Source organism: Sphingomonas trueperi, assembly GCF_040545965.1.
GTDB classification, from domain to species: Bacteria; Pseudomonadota; Alphaproteobacteria; order Sphingomonadales; family Sphingomonadaceae; genus Sphingomonas; species Sphingomonas trueperi_C.
This window is the reverse complement of the sequence record NZ_JBEPMV010000003.1, coordinates 325,232-340,572: the sequence shown is the minus strand read 5'-3', so window position 1 is coordinate 340,572 and position 15,341 is coordinate 325,232. Positions and strand designations below refer to the sequence as shown.

General features: G+C 68.1%; 15 protein-coding genes, 2 tRNA genes and 1 riboswitch. Of the genes, 7 read left to right on the top strand and 10 right to left on the bottom strand.

Features of this window, described 5'->3' with window-relative positions; genetic code table 11:
* The first annotated feature begins 9 nt into the window (after nt 1–9).
* On the top strand, nt 10–855 hold the full coding sequence (nadC, locus tag ABIC35_RS09265) for a carboxylating nicotinate-nucleotide diphosphorylase (protein WP_121074873.1): 846 nt from the start codon (nt 10–12) through the stop codon (nt 853–855).
* 11 nt (nt 856–866) lie between these two features.
* Nucleotides 867–1,577, top strand: coding sequence for a ribonuclease T2 family protein (locus ABIC35_RS09260; protein WP_121074876.1), 711 nt, complete (start codon nt 867–869; stop codon nt 1,575–1,577).
* A 135-nt stretch (nt 1,578–1,712) separates the two neighbouring features.
* On the opposite strand, the gene ABIC35_RS09255 is transcribed toward ABIC35_RS09260, so the two are convergent.
* Entirely contained in the window at nt 1,713–2,132 is a 420-nt protein-coding gene (locus ABIC35_RS09255; protein WP_121074879.1) for a DUF4112 domain-containing protein, read from the bottom strand.
* 10 nt (nt 2,133–2,142) lie between these two features.
* Nucleotides 2,143–3,603, bottom strand: a complete 1,461-nt coding sequence (locus ABIC35_RS09250) for an ABC transporter substrate-binding protein (protein WP_121074882.1) — start codon at nt 3,601–3,603, stop codon at nt 2,143–2,145.
* 101 nt (nt 3,604–3,704) lie between these two features.
* Here ABIC35_RS09250 and ABIC35_RS09245 point away from each other — a divergent pair, with 101 nt between their 5' ends.
* Together ABIC35_RS09245 and ABIC35_RS09240 are read left to right on the top strand one after the other, a co-directional pair.
* Nucleotides 3,705–4,208, top strand: a complete 504-nt coding sequence (locus ABIC35_RS09245) for an NUDIX domain-containing protein (protein ID WP_121074885.1) — start codon at nt 3,705–3,707, stop codon at nt 4,206–4,208.
* Between the two features lie 74 nt (nt 4,209–4,282).
* Nucleotides 4,283–4,498, top strand: a riboswitch (cobalamin riboswitch).
* A 205-nt stretch (nt 4,499–4,703) separates the two neighbouring features.
* A complete protein-coding gene (locus tag ABIC35_RS09240; protein WP_354278416.1) occupies nt 4,704–6,671 on the top strand; it encodes a TonB-dependent receptor in 1,968 nt (655 codons plus the stop codon).
* 78 nt (nt 6,672–6,749) lie between these two features.
* Here the strand turns inward: ABIC35_RS09240 and ABIC35_RS09235 are convergent.
* From ABIC35_RS09235 to aroA, 5 genes are all read right to left on the bottom strand, one after another.
* A tRNA-Leu gene (locus ABIC35_RS09235) sits at nt 6,750–6,836 on the bottom strand.
* A gap of 48 nt (nt 6,837–6,884) precedes the next feature.
* Entirely contained in the window at nt 6,885–7,163 is a 279-nt protein-coding gene (locus ABIC35_RS09230; RefSeq protein WP_066719245.1) for an integration host factor subunit beta, read from the bottom strand.
* Nucleotides 7,164–7,347: 184 nt separating this feature from the next.
* Nucleotides 7,348–9,060 (bottom strand): 30S ribosomal protein S1, encoded by a 1,713-nt coding sequence (gene rpsA / locus ABIC35_RS09225; protein ID WP_121074891.1) that lies wholly within the window; start codon nt 9,058–9,060, stop codon nt 7,348–7,350.
* Between the two features lie 438 nt (nt 9,061–9,498).
* A complete protein-coding gene (gene cmk / locus ABIC35_RS09220; protein WP_121074895.1) occupies nt 9,499–10,125 on the bottom strand; it encodes a (d)CMP kinase in 627 nt (208 codons plus the stop codon).
* Between the two features lie 58 nt (nt 10,126–10,183).
* The gene (gene aroA, locus ABIC35_RS09215; protein ID WP_121074898.1) at nt 10,184–11,512 is read right to left on the bottom strand and encodes a 3-phosphoshikimate 1-carboxyvinyltransferase; all 1,329 of its coding nucleotides are present in this window, start codon (nt 11,510–11,512) and stop codon (nt 10,184–10,186) included.
* Between the two features lie 104 nt (nt 11,513–11,616).
* On the opposite strand from aroA, the gene ABIC35_RS09210 reads away from it, so the two are divergent.
* Nucleotides 11,617–11,943 carry a TIGR02300 family protein gene (locus ABIC35_RS09210; RefSeq protein WP_121074901.1) on the top strand — a complete coding sequence of 109 codons (327 nt, stop codon included), beginning with the start codon at nt 11,617–11,619 and terminating at the stop codon, nt 11,941–11,943.
* Nucleotides 11,944–12,025: 82 nt separating this feature from the next.
* A tRNA-Ala gene (locus ABIC35_RS09205) sits at nt 12,026–12,101 on the top strand.
* 83 nt (nt 12,102–12,184) lie between these two features.
* Here the strand turns inward: ABIC35_RS09205 and ABIC35_RS09200 are convergent.
* From ABIC35_RS09200 to ABIC35_RS09190, 3 genes are all read right to left on the bottom strand, one after another.
* Nucleotides 12,185–12,550, bottom strand: coding sequence for a cupin domain-containing protein (locus tag ABIC35_RS09200; RefSeq protein ID WP_121074906.1), 366 nt, complete (start codon nt 12,548–12,550; stop codon nt 12,185–12,187).
* A 126-nt stretch (nt 12,551–12,676) separates the two neighbouring features.
* Nucleotides 12,677–13,747 (bottom strand): alkene reductase, encoded by a 1,071-nt coding sequence (locus tag ABIC35_RS09195; protein ID WP_121074909.1) that lies wholly within the window; start codon nt 13,745–13,747, stop codon nt 12,677–12,679.
* A gap of 26 nt (nt 13,748–13,773) precedes the next feature.
* On the bottom strand, nt 13,774–14,247 hold the full coding sequence (locus tag ABIC35_RS09190; RefSeq protein WP_121074912.1) for an AtaL-like protein: 474 nt from the start codon (nt 14,245–14,247) through the stop codon (nt 13,774–13,776).
* A 107-nt stretch (nt 14,248–14,354) separates the two neighbouring features.
* Here ABIC35_RS09190 and ABIC35_RS09185 point away from each other — a divergent pair, with 107 nt between their 5' ends.
* Nucleotides 14,355–15,248, top strand: a complete 894-nt coding sequence (locus ABIC35_RS09185) for a LysR family transcriptional regulator (protein WP_121074915.1) — start codon at nt 14,355–14,357, stop codon at nt 15,246–15,248.
* Nucleotides 15,249–15,341 lie beyond the last annotated feature (93 nt).

Sequence of the window (15,341 nt, the reverse complement as noted above, 5' to 3'; positions counted from 1 at the left end):
AGCCCCGCCATGACCTTCGCGCTTCCCGATTTCGATTGCGACTCGTTCGTCCGCGCCACGCTGGCCGAGGATCTCGGCAGCGGCGGTGACATCACTGCCGCGGCGGTGATCCCTGCCGAGGCGCGTTTCGAAGGCGTGATGGACAGCCGCGACCCGATCACCGTCGCCGGGCTCCCCATTGCCGAGGCGTTCTTCCGCGCACTCGATCCAGAGGTCGAGCTCGAACGGCTGGTCGAGGACGGCGCGCAGGTCGCCCCCGGCACCGCGCTGCTGCGGCTGCGGGGCAGGGCGCGGGCGATGCTCACCGCCGAGCGCTCGGCGCTCAACACCGTCCAGCATCTCAGCGGCATCGCGACGATGACGCGGACCTATGTCGATGCGATCGCCGGCACCGGCGCGACGCTGCTCGATACCCGCAAGACGCTGCCGGGCCTGCGCTTGCTGGAGAAATACGCCACCCGCATGGGCGGCGCGACCAACCATCGCATGGGCCTGTGGGACGCGGCGATGATCAAGGACAACCATGTCGCGGTCGCCGGTTCGGTCGAGGCGGCGGTAGCCCGCGCGGTCGCGGCGGGAATCGAACGGATCATCGTCGAGGTCGATCGGCTCGACCAGATCGAACCCGCGCTCGGCGCTGGCGCGACGCATCTGCTGCTCGACAATATGGGCCCTGCGATGCTGCGCGAGGCGGTGGCGCTGGTGGCCGGCCGGGTGCCGACCGAGGCTTCGGGCGGGGTGCGGCTCGATACGATACGGGCGATCGCCGAGAGCGGCGTCACCTATGTCAGCGTCGGCCGGCTGACCCAGTCGGCCCCGGCGGCCGATATCGGCCTCGATTTCGCGAGCCTGTGAGGGAGATGGGGATGAAGACGATTCTGGGAAGCATGAGCGTCCTCGCGGCGCTGGTGCCCGGCGCGGCGCTCGCGCAGGCGCAGATGTGCATGGCGCCGAACAAGGTCGAGCGGCCGCTGCCCGACCTGCCCAGCGCCAAGGAGCCGCAGCGCATCCTGCCGATCGGCAGCTACACGCTGGCGCTGACCTGGGCGCCGGGCTTCTGCCGCGCGCATGGCGACGAGCCGGGCAAGGCGTTCCAGTGCGGCGGGCAGAATCGCTTCGGCTTCACCCTCCACGGGCTGTGGCCGGACGGGCGCGGCAAGCTGTGGCCGCAATATTGCAAGGCGACGCCGATCTTGCCGCCCGCGCTGATCCGCAAGACGATGTGCGCGACTCCCTCCGAACAGCTGATCCAGCACGAATGGGCCAAGCACGGCACCTGCATGAAAACGACGCCCGAAGCCTATTTCCAGCGCTCCACCAGCATGTACCGGGCGATCCGCTACCCGGACACGGAGGCGCTGTCGCAGGGAACGCTGACGGTGGGCGACTTCAAGCGGGCCTTCGCCGCGAAGAACCGCGCGATCCCGGCGAGCGCGATCCGCGTGACGACGACGCGCGAAGGCTGGCTCGACGAGCTGTGGCTCTGCCTGGATACCCGCTTCCGCTATCGCCGCTGCGAGGCGGGAACGGGCGGTGCGGCGGACGATGCGACGTTGAAGATCTGGCGGGGGCGGTGAGGCTGCGCTTCTAAGCCCCTCCCCTTCAGGGGAAGGGGTTTGGGGTGGGGCTGTGCCTCGCAGAGACCAACCCATGTTCTGGAATCCCTCCACCCCAACCCCTCCTCCAAGGAGGAGGGGCTTATTGCTGCAACCTTACCCCTCTATCACCATGCTCGCGGGGTGGTGCTTGTCGAGGTAGCGCTTGATCAGTCGCACGTTGCGGGTGTTCGAGCGGAAGAAGAAGTCCGGCACCGCGCCGACGAAGGGGATCATCCCCAGCGCCCAGTCGACTCCGATATTGCCCGCCATCCGCGCGATCGTGCGCTTGGGCATGCCGAGATTGCGCGCTTCCCAGGCGAGATACGCGCCCATCGCAGCCGCGATGCTGGGCCCCACCGCCGGCACGAAATCGAGCAGCACGTCCAGTCCCACCTTGCGGCGGGTGCCGGGGATGGTCACCATGCCTTCCAGCAGATGCTCCATTGCCTCGATCCGCTGGCGCACTGCCGCGGCATCGGTGCCGATCGGCAGCCGCTGTGCGAAACCCTCATTGAGCCTAGTCGCCCGTGCCATTCCCTGACCCTCACTGCTTGCGCAGATGGTTCAACGGGTGCCAGGCGCGCGCGTTCCCCTGCCAGTTGGCCAGGCGCAGCGCGACGATCGACCAGCGCAGCGGCTGGGCAATCGGCACGAAGGCGACATCGCTCGCCAGCATCGCATCGGCCTCGGCGATGCGGTGGGTGCGGTTGTAGAGATCGGGTGCGTCGCGCGCCGCGGCGATCAGCGTTGCGGTGTCGTCGGAGCAGGCGCGGCAGGCATTCGCCAGATACCAGCGCCCGCTGTCATAGGGCGCCACTTCGTCGACCAGCGCGAGATCGGCGCGCGGATCGCCGAGGCCCACGCGGTGCGGCGTGATGCCGATAGCGATCAAGGAGGACGCGAGATGTCCCCACAGGAGCGTCGCGCCGGCGCCCGAGGGCAAGGCGAGGGTGATGTCGACGGGTCCGCGATGCACCGCCTGCCATTCGCGCACCCGCTGGCTGGCGAGCGCGCGGCGCTGGTCGGGCGCGACGGTCATCCAGCTGCCGGGGGCGGGGGGCGCAGCCGAGTCCATCTGCGCGGGGAGGATCGTCTCGGCCGGGGACCAGTTCGGGGCGATCGCCTGGGTCAGCGCGCTGCGATCAATCGCCATGGCGATGGCCGCGCGGTTCTGCGGGGTGGAGAGAAAGCCGTCGCGGTGCAGCACCGCCAGCCCAAACAGCCCGACTGCCGCATCGACGCGGATATTTTCCGGCGCGATGCCGGCCGCATCGATGATCGGCCAATCCACCAGCGATCCACCGAGCACGAGATCGGAAGCTCCCGCACGGAACCGGGCGATGGCGGCCGCGGCGCGTTCGCCGCGCAGCCGGACATATTCCTGCGGTGCCGGTGCGGCCTTGGGATCGTCGCCTGGTTCCTCGGCGGGGCGGAGCAGCAGGCCGTCGCGCTTGCCCGCTACGATCCGGAACGGCCCCGAACCGGCGAAATTGCGCCCGCGGAACACCGCCATTTCGGGCTGGGCGAACAGGTTGAGCAGGTCGGGGCGAGGGCTTTTCAGCCGCACCTCGATCACCTGGGGCGTCATTTCGACGATTTCGTCGATCACCGCGAGATAGGGCTGCAGGCGGCTCTTGCTGTTCGCCGCCACGGCACGGCGCAGCACGCGGACGATCTCGCCGGCGGTGACCGGCTGGCCATCGGGCCAGGTCGCCTCGCCCAGGCGGAAGATATAGCTGCGCGCATCGTCGAACACCGCCCAGCGTTCGGCCAGTGCCGGCTCGATCTGTCCGTTGCGATCGAAGCGGACCAACCCCTGCGCGGTTGCCGCCAGCGCGACGGCTTGTGCCGTGTCGATCGCGGTCCCGCTGGGGTCGACCAGCAGCGCATCGCTGCCGATCGCGCTGACTACCACCGGTGTCGTGTCCTTGCGCTGCCCCGTCGGCCCGCCGCACGCGGTGGCGGAGAGCAGCAGGGCGATCACGGGCAGGCGCAGGCGTTGCATCGGCGGGTCCCTGGCGGCGAAACCCAAGCTCTATGGGAGCGGGCCCGTGCTGCCAACCCCGGTGGGTTCCGCGGGCGCGTTCCGGCGCCTATCAGGCTGATATGGCATCGAATCGGCTCCGCTCGCATCCGGCCGTGGCGTCGGCGATCGCGCTGGCGCTACGCGGCTATCTGGCGGTGCGGACGGTCGGCTGGTTCGTCACTCGGCCCCAGACCCGCGGCGTGCGCGCGATCGCGCTGACGCCCGCAGGCCAGGTGATCCTCGTCCGCCACAGCTACATCCAGGGCTGGCATCTGCCGGGCGGCGGCCAGGAGGCAGGCGAGACTGCGGAGGAAGCGGTGCTGCGCGAACTCCGTGAGGAAGCAGGGATGGTGTCGCATGGTGCGGTACGCATCCGCGGCACGCTGCAGCATCGCCCCAATTTCCGTCGCGACACGGTGACGCTAGCGCTCGTCGAGCATGTCGCCTTCGCTTTTCGCCCGTCGCTGGAGATCGTCGAGGCACGGGCTTTCGACCTCGACGCGCTGCCCGATGGCATCGCCGCCGGCACCGCTCGCCGCCTTGCCGAATGGCGCGCAGGGCAGTCGTTGCCCAAGGACTGGTAGCGCAAAGGCCGGCTTGCCACGCCGATGCTGCCTGGTTACCCCCGGCCGCATTCGGTCAAGGACGTCGTTCGAAGCCGAACCATGATCGCGCTGGTGCCCTGAGAGGGGCTTAAAAGGGAACGCGGTGTGGGCGCATGCGCCCGAAGCCGAGGCTGTCCCTGCAACTGTAAGCGGCGAGCGAGATGCGCGGGCTTCCTCCCACGGAAGCAGCCACTGGGCCCTGGCCTGGGAAGGTGCGCACCGAGCGACGACCCGTGAGCCAGGAGACCTGCCAGCGAGAGGTCGCTCTTGCCCTGGCCCAGGGGATGGCCGTGGCACGGTTCTCCGTCTGAGCGACGAACGAGCGGTGGAGGCCGCATCGGTTCGTCTCGTGGCGCTTCTGGGCGTCGGCGCCCGAGGCGTGCCGGCCGTTCGCAAACGGCAGGGCTCCGCCGCGTGTCGCGAGACGCCCGGAGAAGACGATTGAGAACATTGCTATTTTCCGGCCTAGCGGTCGTGTCCGTCGGCCTTGCAGCACCAGCATGCGCACAGGAGGCAGAGGGCGAGGACATCCTCGTCTTCGGCCGCGGCGAGACCAAGATCGGCGTCGCCCAGGCGGCGAGCGAGGGCACGGTCTCCGGCGCCGACCTGCTGGTGCGGCCGCTGCTGCGGGTCGCCGAACTGCTCGAGGCGGTGCCCGGCATGATCGCCGCCCAGCATTCGGGCAGCGGCAAGGCCAACCAGTATTTCCTTCGCGGCTTCAACCTCGACCATGGCACCGATTTCACCACGCTGATCGATGGGGTGCCGATGAACCTGCGCTCGCACGGCCATGGCCAGGGCTATCTGGACCTCAACGGGCTGATACCCGAAATCGTCGGTCGCGAGGACTTCCGCAAAGGGCCCTACCGCGCCGATGGCGGTGACTTCGCGCTGGCGGGTGCTGCCGCCATGACCACGATCGCCGGGTTCGATCGGCCCTGGCTTTCGGTGGAGGGCGGCGCCTATGGCTATCGGCGTATCGCGGCCGGTGGTTCGGCGAAGGGCGTGGGCACAGGCACGCTCACCCTGGTCGGGCAGCTGCGTGCCTATGACGGCCCGTGGCAGCAGCCGGAACATCTCCGTCACGCCTCAGGCTTCGCCAAATACGCCGCGCCGCTGGGCGCAGGCACGATTGCGGCGACACTGCACGCCTACCACGCCAGCTGGCGCCCGACCGAGCAGATCCCCGAGCGGGCCATCGGCACCGCAGCGTGCCCGGACGTGTTCTGCTCGCCCGATCCGAGCGCGCGGGGCCGGACGACACGGCTGATCGGCAATGTTGCGATCCGCCAGCGGGGCTGGGACGGCAATGTCTATGGCCAGTTCTACGACTGGGCGATGTATTCGAACCCAACCTATGCCGATTCCGATGGCACAAGCGCGCAGATCCGCCAGTTCGACAAGCGCTGGATCCTGGGCGGGCGCGGCGAGAAACGCTGGCAGGTCGCACCTGCGCTCGCGCTGTCGGTCGGGGGCGAGGCGCGGTACGATCATGCCGGCAATGTCGGCGTGGCGCGGACGGACGAGCGTACGCCGCTCTTCTCGCTCGGCCGCTATCATGTCGAGGAAAGCTCGGCCGCGCTCTATGGCGAGGCGCGCTGGACGCCGCTGGCCGGGATGCGGCTGATCGGCGGGCTGCGCGGCGATGGCTATCGCTATGCGGTCCGCGCGCGCGATCCCGAGTCGGCGGCGCTCGGCACCGGCGCGGGCAGCGACGGCATCGTCTCCCCCAAGGTCTCGGTCGCCTATGCGCTCACCCCGCATCTGGAGCTTTATGGCAATTGGGGGCGGGGCTTCCATTCGAACGACGTGCGCGGCGCGGTCAATGTCGAGACGCCGGTGCCGGTGCTCGTCCGCGGCACCGGCAAGGAACTGGGTGCGCGATGGCAGCGCGGCGGGCTGACGCTCACCGGTACCTACTGGTGGCTGGCGGTGGGCAGCGAGCTGCGCTTCGTCGGCGATTCCAATGCGGTAGAGCCCACGGGCGCAAGCCGCCGGCATGGCTATGAGCTGGTCGCCTTCTGGCGGCCGGCGCCGTGGCTCGCGATCGACGGCAACGTCACCGCCAGCCATTCGCGCTACGACAATGGCGACCGCATCCCGAACGCATTCGAGAACGCAGCCTCGGCCGGCGTGGCGGTGGTGCGGGCCGGCTGGGAGGCGAGCCTCCGCGTCCGTCACCTCGGCCCTTATCCGTTGATCGAGGACAACAGCGCCCGCGACAAGGGCAGCACCGTGGTCAACCTGCGCGCGGCGCGCACGCTCGGCCGGCTGCAGCTCTATGGCGAGCTGCTCAACCTGTTCGACAGCCGCGACAAGGACATCGCCTATTCCTACGATTCCTACCTGCCAGCCGTCGACCGCGACGGCCCGGTGGGGGGGCGGCTGAGCCGCGTCGTCGAACCGCGCACCCTGCGGCTCGGCGCGCGGGTGCGCTTCTAGGGCCCGGATGCGACAAGGCCCGGATGTCGGCGACGATGCCGATATCCGGGCCTTTTCAGCATGGAATCGATGCCAAGCTGGTGCGGACGGCGGGACTCGAACCCGCACGCCTCGAAAGGCAGAAGATTTTAAGTCTCCGGCGTCTACCGGTTCCGCCACGTCCGCGATGGGCGGCAGGCAAGACGCTGCCGCACGCCGCGTGTCAAGCGCGCATCACATGTTGAGGCGGATGCGCATCTCCTTGCCGGGCTTGAAATAAGGGACGCGCTTGGCGTCCACTTCCACGGACTCGCCCGTCCGCGGATTGCGACCCACGCGCGCATCGCGCGCGCGCGTCGAGAACGCACCGAAGCCGCGCAGCTCTACGCGACCATCTTCACTCAGCCGGCCGACAATCTCGTCGAAGAAGATCGACACGATCTTTTCGACTTCCCGGACCGAAAGTCCCGGGTTTTCCTGTACCAGCAATTGAACCAACTCAGACCGGATCATCCGGGCCCCTCCCTTGGCGAAACGCGCCCCCCAATGGCCGCGCAACGGCTATCCCCAAGGAAACCTTAGCGCTTTTTCCCAATCTGCAGCAACCAGAAGATGTGGTTGATGCGGTCTAAAAATCAAAAAAGAAGGGCTCGGGAACCGCTTGCGCGGCGCCCGAGCCCCTCTTCAGGTCGAAAGATTAGTTGTTCTGGCTGCGGGCCTTGAGGGCCTCACCCAGAATGTCGCCCAGCGACGCGCCCGAGTCGGACGAGCCATACTGCTGCACGGCCTGCTTCTCTTCGGCGATCTGCATCGCCTTGACCGAGAAGGTCGGCTTCTTCGAACGATCGAAGCCGGTGACCATCGCGTCGAACTTCTGGCCGACCTGGAAACGCTCCGGACGCTGCTCGTCGCGGTCGCGGCCGAGATCGGTGCGCTTGATGAAGCCGGTCGCGCCATCGTCGCCAACCTGCACTTCGAGGCCCGCGTCGCGGACTTCGAGGACGGTGACGGTGACGACCGAGTTCTTGCCCAGACGATCGGCACCACCGGTCGAACCGGCAGCGGCGACGCCGCCACGCTCGAGCTGCTTCATGCCGAGCGAGATGCGCTCCTTGTCGGCTTCGACGGCCAGAACGATCGCGGTGACGGTCTCACCCTTGCGGTGCAGCGCCAGCGCGTCTTCACCCGAGATGCCCCAAGCGATGTCGGACATGTGGACCATGCCGTCGACGTCGTTGTCCAGGCCGATGAACAGGCCGAACTCGGTGGCGTTCTTGACTTCGCCCTCGACGGTCGAACCGACCGGGTGCTCTTCGGCGAACTTTTCCCACGGGTTCTGCTGGGCCTGCTTGAGGCCGAGCGAGATGCGGCGCTTTTCCTGATCGACCTCGAGCACGACGACTTCGACTTCCTGCGAGGTCGAGACGATCTTGCCCGGATGGACGTTCTTCTTGGTCCAGCTCATTTCGGACACGTGGACCAGGCCCTCGATGCCGGCTTCCAGCTCGACGAACGCACCGTACTCGGTGATGTTGGTCACGCGGCCCGACAGCTTGGCGCCGACCGGGTACTTCGCGCTCGCGCCATCCCACGGATCGCTCTCGAGCTGCTTCATGCCCAGCGAGATGCGCTGCGTGTCGCGGTTGATGCGGATGATCTGAACGCGGACGGTGTCGCCGATGTTCAGGACTTCCGACGGGTGGTTGACGCGCTTGTAGCTCAGGTCGGTGACGTGCAGCAGGCCGTCGATGCCGCCCAGGTCGACGAACGCACCGTAATCGGTGATGTTCTTGACGACGCCGTCGATCACCTGGCCCTCGGCGAGGCTCTGGATCAGGCCCGAGCGCTGCTCGGCGCGGGTTTCCTCGAGCACCGCGCGACGCGACACGACGATGTTGCCGCGCTTGCGGTCCATCTTGAGGATCTGAAAGGGCTGGGCGATGTCCATCAGCGGGGTGACGTCGCGCACCGGACGGATGTCGACCTGGCTGCCCGGCAGGAAGGCCACGGCGCCGTTGAGGTCGACGGTGAAGCCGCCCTTGACGCGGCCGAAGATGACGCCTTCGACGCGGGTGTTCTGGGCGAATTCCGCCTCGAGCTTGTCCCAGGCGGCTTCGCGGCGGGCGCGGTCGCGGCTGAGCATCGCTTCGCCGTTCGCGTTCTCGACGCGGTCGACATAGACTTCGACTTCGTCGCCGACCTTGAGGTCCGCCTTCTGGCCCGGCGCTGCGAATTCGCGCAGCGGCACGCGGCCTTCGGACTTGAGGCCCACGTCGATGACGGCGAGGTCGTTCTCGATGCCGGTGACGGTGCCGATCACGACGCGGCCTTCAAAGCCGTCCGCCTGACCGAAGGTTTCGTCGAGCAGTGCCGCGAAATCGTCGCGGGATGGGGTTGCCGTAGTGGCCATAGAAAAGAGTTTCCTAACGTTCGTTTTTTCCGGCCAACCGGTTGGATCCGGCGGTCTTGTGGGCCAGAAATGCCGCGGCGGCCGAATGCCGGTCGCGACATCCTTCGCACGGGTTCAGGCAGGGGACGGCCAGACGCGTCGAAACGCGAAAAGGGCGCATGGAAGCAAGGCTCCCAGCGCCATCCCCCACGAGCACCCGCCCGCAGGATGCGCGCGCCTTACTGCGGATGGGGCGCGAAAGCAAGGTTTTCGGGGGCGAGGCACCCGCTAAGCCCCTCCTCCTTGGAGGAGGGGTTGGGGGTGGAGGGATTCCAGAACTTGCGTTGGTCTCTGCGAGACACAGCCCCACCCCAAACCCCGCATCAGGTGAACAGCGCCCCGCGCTGTTCAGGCGCTGCTGGGAGCAGCGCCGACCTGATGCGCCCGAGGGGGAGGGGTTTAAGCTGTCGCCCGCTTCTTCTCGACGATCTCGATCGCGCGCTGCACCGCCGCGTCGATCGAGAGGAAGCTGGTATCCAACGTCACCGCGTCGGGGGCCTGCACCAGCGGCGCCTCGCTGCGCTGCGAGTCGCGCTCGTCGCGGGCGCGGATGTCGGCCAGCACCTTGTCGAGGCTGACGTTAATGCCGTTCTTGCGGAGCTCCAGATGCCGGCGCTGGGCGCGGATCATCGGAGTCGCCTTCACGAACAGCTTCACCTCGGCCTCGGGCGCGATCACCGTGCCGATGTCGCGGCCGTCGAGCAGCGCGCCGCCGGGCTGCTGGGCGAAGCGCTTCTGCCGGGCGAGCAGCGCCGCGCGGACCAGCGGATGCGCCGAGACGATCGAGGCGGTCTGGCCCACCTCGTCGGTGCGCAGGACCGGGTCTGCGAGCAGCGAATCGTCGAAGCCGCAGGCGGCTACCGCATCGGCTTCCTTGCCCGGGTCCAGCCCTTCGCGCAGTACCGTTGCGGCAACGGCACGATAGAGCAGGCCGGTATCAAGATGCGGCAAGTTGTACTGGCGGGCGAGGGCGCGCGCGATGGTGCCCTTGCCCGAAGCTGCCGGGCCGTCGACTGCGATAATCATGCGGTTCCCTTGCGAGACCGGCGCCGCGCGTCAAGGGACTTGCCGTGAACTTGTCGCATCAGCTGTGAGTCAGCGCGTCCAGCGTGGCGAAGAAGTTCGGATAGCTGGTCGCCACCGGCGCGACATCGTCGATCGCGATCGGTTGTTCGGCGGCGAGTGCAGCGACGGTCATGCTCATCGCGATGCGGTGGTCGAGCAGCGTCGCGACCTTGCCGCCGCCGGCGAGCGGTGCGCCGGCCGAGCCTTGGATGGCGAGGCCGTCTTCGAACTCCTCGGTCACCACGCCGCAGGCTTCCAGCGCGGTGCGCATCGCGGCGATCCGGTCCGATTCCTTCACCCGCAGTTCGTGCGCGCCGCGGGCAACGGTGCGGCCCTCGGCCAGCGAGGCGGCCACGAACAGCACCGGATATTCGTCGATCATGCTCGGCGCGAGATCGGCGGGAACCTCGATCGCCTTGAGCGGCGCATGGCGGACGACCAGGTCGGCGACCGGCTCGCCGCCCACCGTACGGGCGTTGGTCTCGGCGATGTCCGCGCCCATCATGCGCAGCGCGGTAATCAGCCCGGTGCGCGTCGGGTTCATGCAGACATTGGCGATGGTGATTTCCGACCCCGGCACGATCGACGCGGCGACCATCCAGAAACCCGCGGAGGAGGGGTCGCCCGGCACGACGATGTGCTGGGGCTTGAGCTCGGCCTCGCCGGTGATCGAGATGATCTTGCCGTCGGGGCCGTCCTCGACGGTCAGCTCGGCACCGAAGCCGCGCAGCATCCGCTCGCTATGGTCGCGGGTGGGGACGGGTTCGATCACGCGGGTGATGCCCGGCGTGTTGAGCCCCGCGAGCAGCACTGCCGACTTCACCTGCGCCGAGGCGACGGGCAGGGTGTATTCGATCGGCACCGCCGGGCACATGCCGCGGAGCATCAGCGGCAGGCGGCCGCCGGGGCTGGCGGTGATCTCGGCGCCCATCTGGCTCAGCGGCTCGATCACCCGGCCCATCGGGCGGCCCGAAAGCGACGCATCGCCGGTGAAGGTGGCGGTGATGCCGTGGCTGGCGACCAGGCCCATCAGCAGGCGGGTCGACGTGCCGCTATTGCCCATGTCGAGCGCCTGGGCCGGCTGCTGCAGCCCGCCGACGCCCACGCCGTGGACGCGCCATACGCCGTCCTCGCCGCGTTCCACCTGCGCACCCATCGCCCGCATCGCGGCGGCGGTGGCGAGCACGTCCTCACCTTCCAGCAGGCCTTCGATCCGGCTTTCACCGACGGCAAGCGCGGAAAACATGATTGCGCGGTGGCTGATCGACTTGTCGCCGGGAACGGTAACGGTGCCGCGCAGCGGACCACGGGCGGCGAGGGTGAGAGGGCGGGGATCGGTGTTCGACATGGGCGCGGCTTTGACAGGCGGCTTGCAGCATGGCAAGGCGCGCCCCACTTTCCGGGATCACATCCCGAAATCTCCGAACACAGCGAAAGGCGAAGAGGCAACACATGGTGAAGCCGGAATGGGGCACCAAGCGCAGCTGCCCGAAGTGCGGTACGCGCTTCTATGATCTGACCAAGGACGAGCCGGTCACCTGCATCAACTGCGGCTTCGCCTGGGAGCCCGAGCCCATCCTGAAGTCGAAGCAGCCGCTGCCGTTCGAGGCAGTGAAGGCCAACACCGACAAGCCGGAAGCCGAGGATTCGGATCTGGTGGGCGATGACGATCTGGACATCGGTGCGGACGACGAGGAGCCCTCGCCGGACGACGACGTCGATCTGGGCGGCGACGACGACCTGGGCGTCGAGACCGTCAGCGACGACGACGAGCAGTAAGTCGGAAAAAATTTGGCAAGCGCGAAAAAGGCGCTTGCCAACCCCGCAAGGCCCTTATAGAGGGGCCGCCTTCCCGGGGAATGGGGCCGTAGCTCAGCTGGGAGAGCGTCGCAATGGCATTGCGAAGGTCAGGGGTTCGATCCCCCTCGGCTCCACCATTTCCCCCTGGAATCCCGGCACTGCCGGGCGCCTGATCGGCGAGATCGATCGCTTCCCCAGAGATGAAGAAACGGCGCTCCGCCTAGCGGAGCTGCTCCTCCAGGCTACGGGTGCGATCGGTCATTTCCGCGCCCGTGTGCAAGGTCGAGGCAGGCTCGATCAGCAGGATCCAGCATTCCTCGTCCGCAACCGGATTGTGCCGCACTCCCTTGGGGACGGTCAGGAACTCGCCCTGGCGGAGGGTCGTCACGCCGTCATCGAACTCGATGCGGAGCGAGCCCTTCACGACATAGAACAGCTCGTCCTCCGCATCGTGTGCGTGCCAGACGAGTTCCCCCTTCAGCTTGGCGGCCTTGAGCAGTTGGTCGTTCACGCGGCCGATCACCTTGGGCGACCAATAGTCGGTCACGCGCTCGAATGCGTCGACGAGATTCGCTGCAGGCAACATGGGTGATTCTTTCTGCCGAACGGGCGGTTTGCGATGTCGGCGGCTTAATCCATCGTCATCTTGGCGCCAATGCCGCCGGCGTAGACGGAGAGGGTGCGGGTGGCAGGCGCGCCACCCGCCGCACGTTTAGGCCGCGTCGAGCGTCGGGTAGTCGGTATAGCCTTCGGCACCGCCGCCTGCGTAGAATAGCGCCGGGCGCCCCTCGTTGAGCGGGGCATCGGCCTTCAACCGTTCGACGAGGTCGGGATTGGCCAGCGCCAGCACGCCCAAGGCTTCGATATCGGCGAGGCCCGCGGCGACATCCGCGCCGATCTGGTCGCGCTGCCGTCCGGGGCGGTTCAGCACCAGCGTGCCGCGGAACAGCCCGCGCAGTTCGGCGAGCAGCGGATCGTCGCCGCGGACGAACAGCAGGTGGAGATAGGCAAGGCCCATCCCGCCGAATTCGGTCGCAAGATAGCGGTAGAGATCGTCATTGCCGCTGCCCTCGGCGATTCCCCCGGTCGGCACGCCCGGCGACAGGCGTATCGCGGTCCGCTCCGGCCCGATCGCTTCCGCCACCGCACGCACCAACTCGATCGCGAAGCGCGCGCGATTCTCCATCAATCCGCCATAGCGGTCGGTGCGCTGGTTGGCATCTTCGGCAAGGAACTGGTGGACCAGATAGCCATTGGCGCCGTGGATCTCGACGCCGTCCGCGCCTGCCTCGATGGCGCGCTTTGCCGCGTGCGCGAAATCGGCGACGGTCTGCTCAACCTCGGCGGTCGACAGTGCGCGCGGGACGGGGACCGGCTGCATGCCGCCCATGGTGAACATGTCCTCGCCCGGCGCGATCGCCGAGGGGGCGACCGGCTGGCGATGGTGCGGCGTGTTGTCCGGATGCGCACGCCGGCCGACATGCATCAGCTGAACGAAGACCCGGCCCCCGGCGGCATGAACCGCATCGGTCACCCTCCGCCAGCCGGCGACATGCGCGTCGGTATAGATGCCGGGGGTGGCGAGATAGCCCTGGCCGTCATCCGAAGGCTGGGTGCCTTCGGTGATCAACAGGCCCATGCTGGCGCGCTGCTCATAGTAGAGCGCGGCGAGATCGCCGGGCGTGCCGTCGGGCTTGGCGCGGCTGCGGGTCATCGGTGCCATGGCGAGCCGGTGGGGGAGCTGCAGTTTGCCGGTGGTCAGCGGGGTCCAGATGTCGGTCATGATTCTTCTCCTGAGACGTGCGAGGATCAGAGGCGGCCTTGGGCCAGCAGTTCGCGGGTGCGCTGGAGCGTGGAGAGCAGGGCGGCCTTGTAGCCGCGTTCGCTGTCGAAACTGGCCTGCTCGGCCTGTTCCTCGGGGCCGCCGGGTGCGTGATCGCGCAGGCCGAGATAGCAATAGAAGCGCAGCTGGAGCGCGCCGGCCGCGTCCTCGAACAGCTCGTTGACGATCGCGCCTTCGCGCGGGCCGGTCGCCTGGAAGAAGGTAACCTTGCGCCCCGGCTCCAGCGTGATGATCTCCCGCAGATCGGCGCCGGCGATGGTCGCCTCGCGGACGAAATGCGTGTCGCTGTCCTCCGTCACGTCGCAGCGGGTGCACAGGCCTTCGGGGAGGAACAGCCGGGCGTCGCGTGCCTTGGCTTCCAGGCCCTTCCAGACCTGGTCGCGGGTGAGCGGGGTTTCGCCGGCGGGGTTCACCGGAACGGTGGCGGTCGAGTAGATCATAGCGGGGCTCCTTGGCTGGCCGTGCTTGGCTGACCCCCAAATTAGTGATCCACAGGCGATCCAATAGCCGCTATATCTGGACGCGCCGTCTCACAGGTGGAACGCAAATGGATCTGCTGGCGCTTGCCGATTTCAACCTCGTCGCCCGGCACGGTGGCTTCGGCAAGGCGGCGCGGGCGACCGGCCGACCCAAGGCGACGCTGTCGCGGCGGGTTGCCGAGCTGGAAGCGGCGTTGGAGCTGCGGCTGTTCGAGCGTGGTACCCGCAACCTCCAGCTGACCGAGGAGGGCAGCGCGTTGTTTGCGCGCACCGGCCAGCTGCTCACCGAACTTGAGGAGACCGCCGCGGCAATTGCCGCCGGTGGCGAGCGTCCACGCGGGCGGCTGCGGATCAGCGCGCCCTTGCTCTTCTCGCAGGCGGCGATGGGCAAGATCGCGGCGGGCTTTGCGCTCGCCTATCCCGAGGTCCGCCCGGAGATCATCGTCGAGGATCGCGCCGTCGATATGATCGAGGAGGCCTATGACCTAGTCATCCGGGTCAATCCGCAGCCGGACGTCGCCCTGGTCGGGCGCGCCTTTCTCCACGACCGGCAGGTGGTGGTCGCTGCACCAGGGCTGGCGCGGCCGGCGGCAGGCGAGGCGGTGCCGGCGCTGGTGCGCGGGGCGCTCGGCGAGGCGGGCGTGTGGAAGCTCGATGCACAGGGCGGGCCCGTGGACCTGCCGGTGGTGCCGGTACTCGCCATGTCATCGAACATGATGCTGCGCGACGCGGTGCGGATGGGCGTCGGCGCAGCGCGGCTGCCGCTGTCGCTGGTGAGCGGCGACATCGCGAGCGGCCGGCTCGTTCATTGGGGCGACCTCGCCGGGGCGACGGTGGCCTTGTGGGCACTCTATCCGTCCAGGCGGCTGCTCAGCGCGCGGGTATCGGCGTTCCTCGACTATCTCAAGGCGGCCTTCCCGAACGGTACGCCCGAAGAACTAGCCGCCTTCTTGGAGGGGTGAATCCAGACCGCGCCGATTAGGCCGTGTCCGCCACCTGTCTCGACCGATCGGTAGCCCTATACCAGCGTGTGGTTTCGCCGTTGTACCGATCCT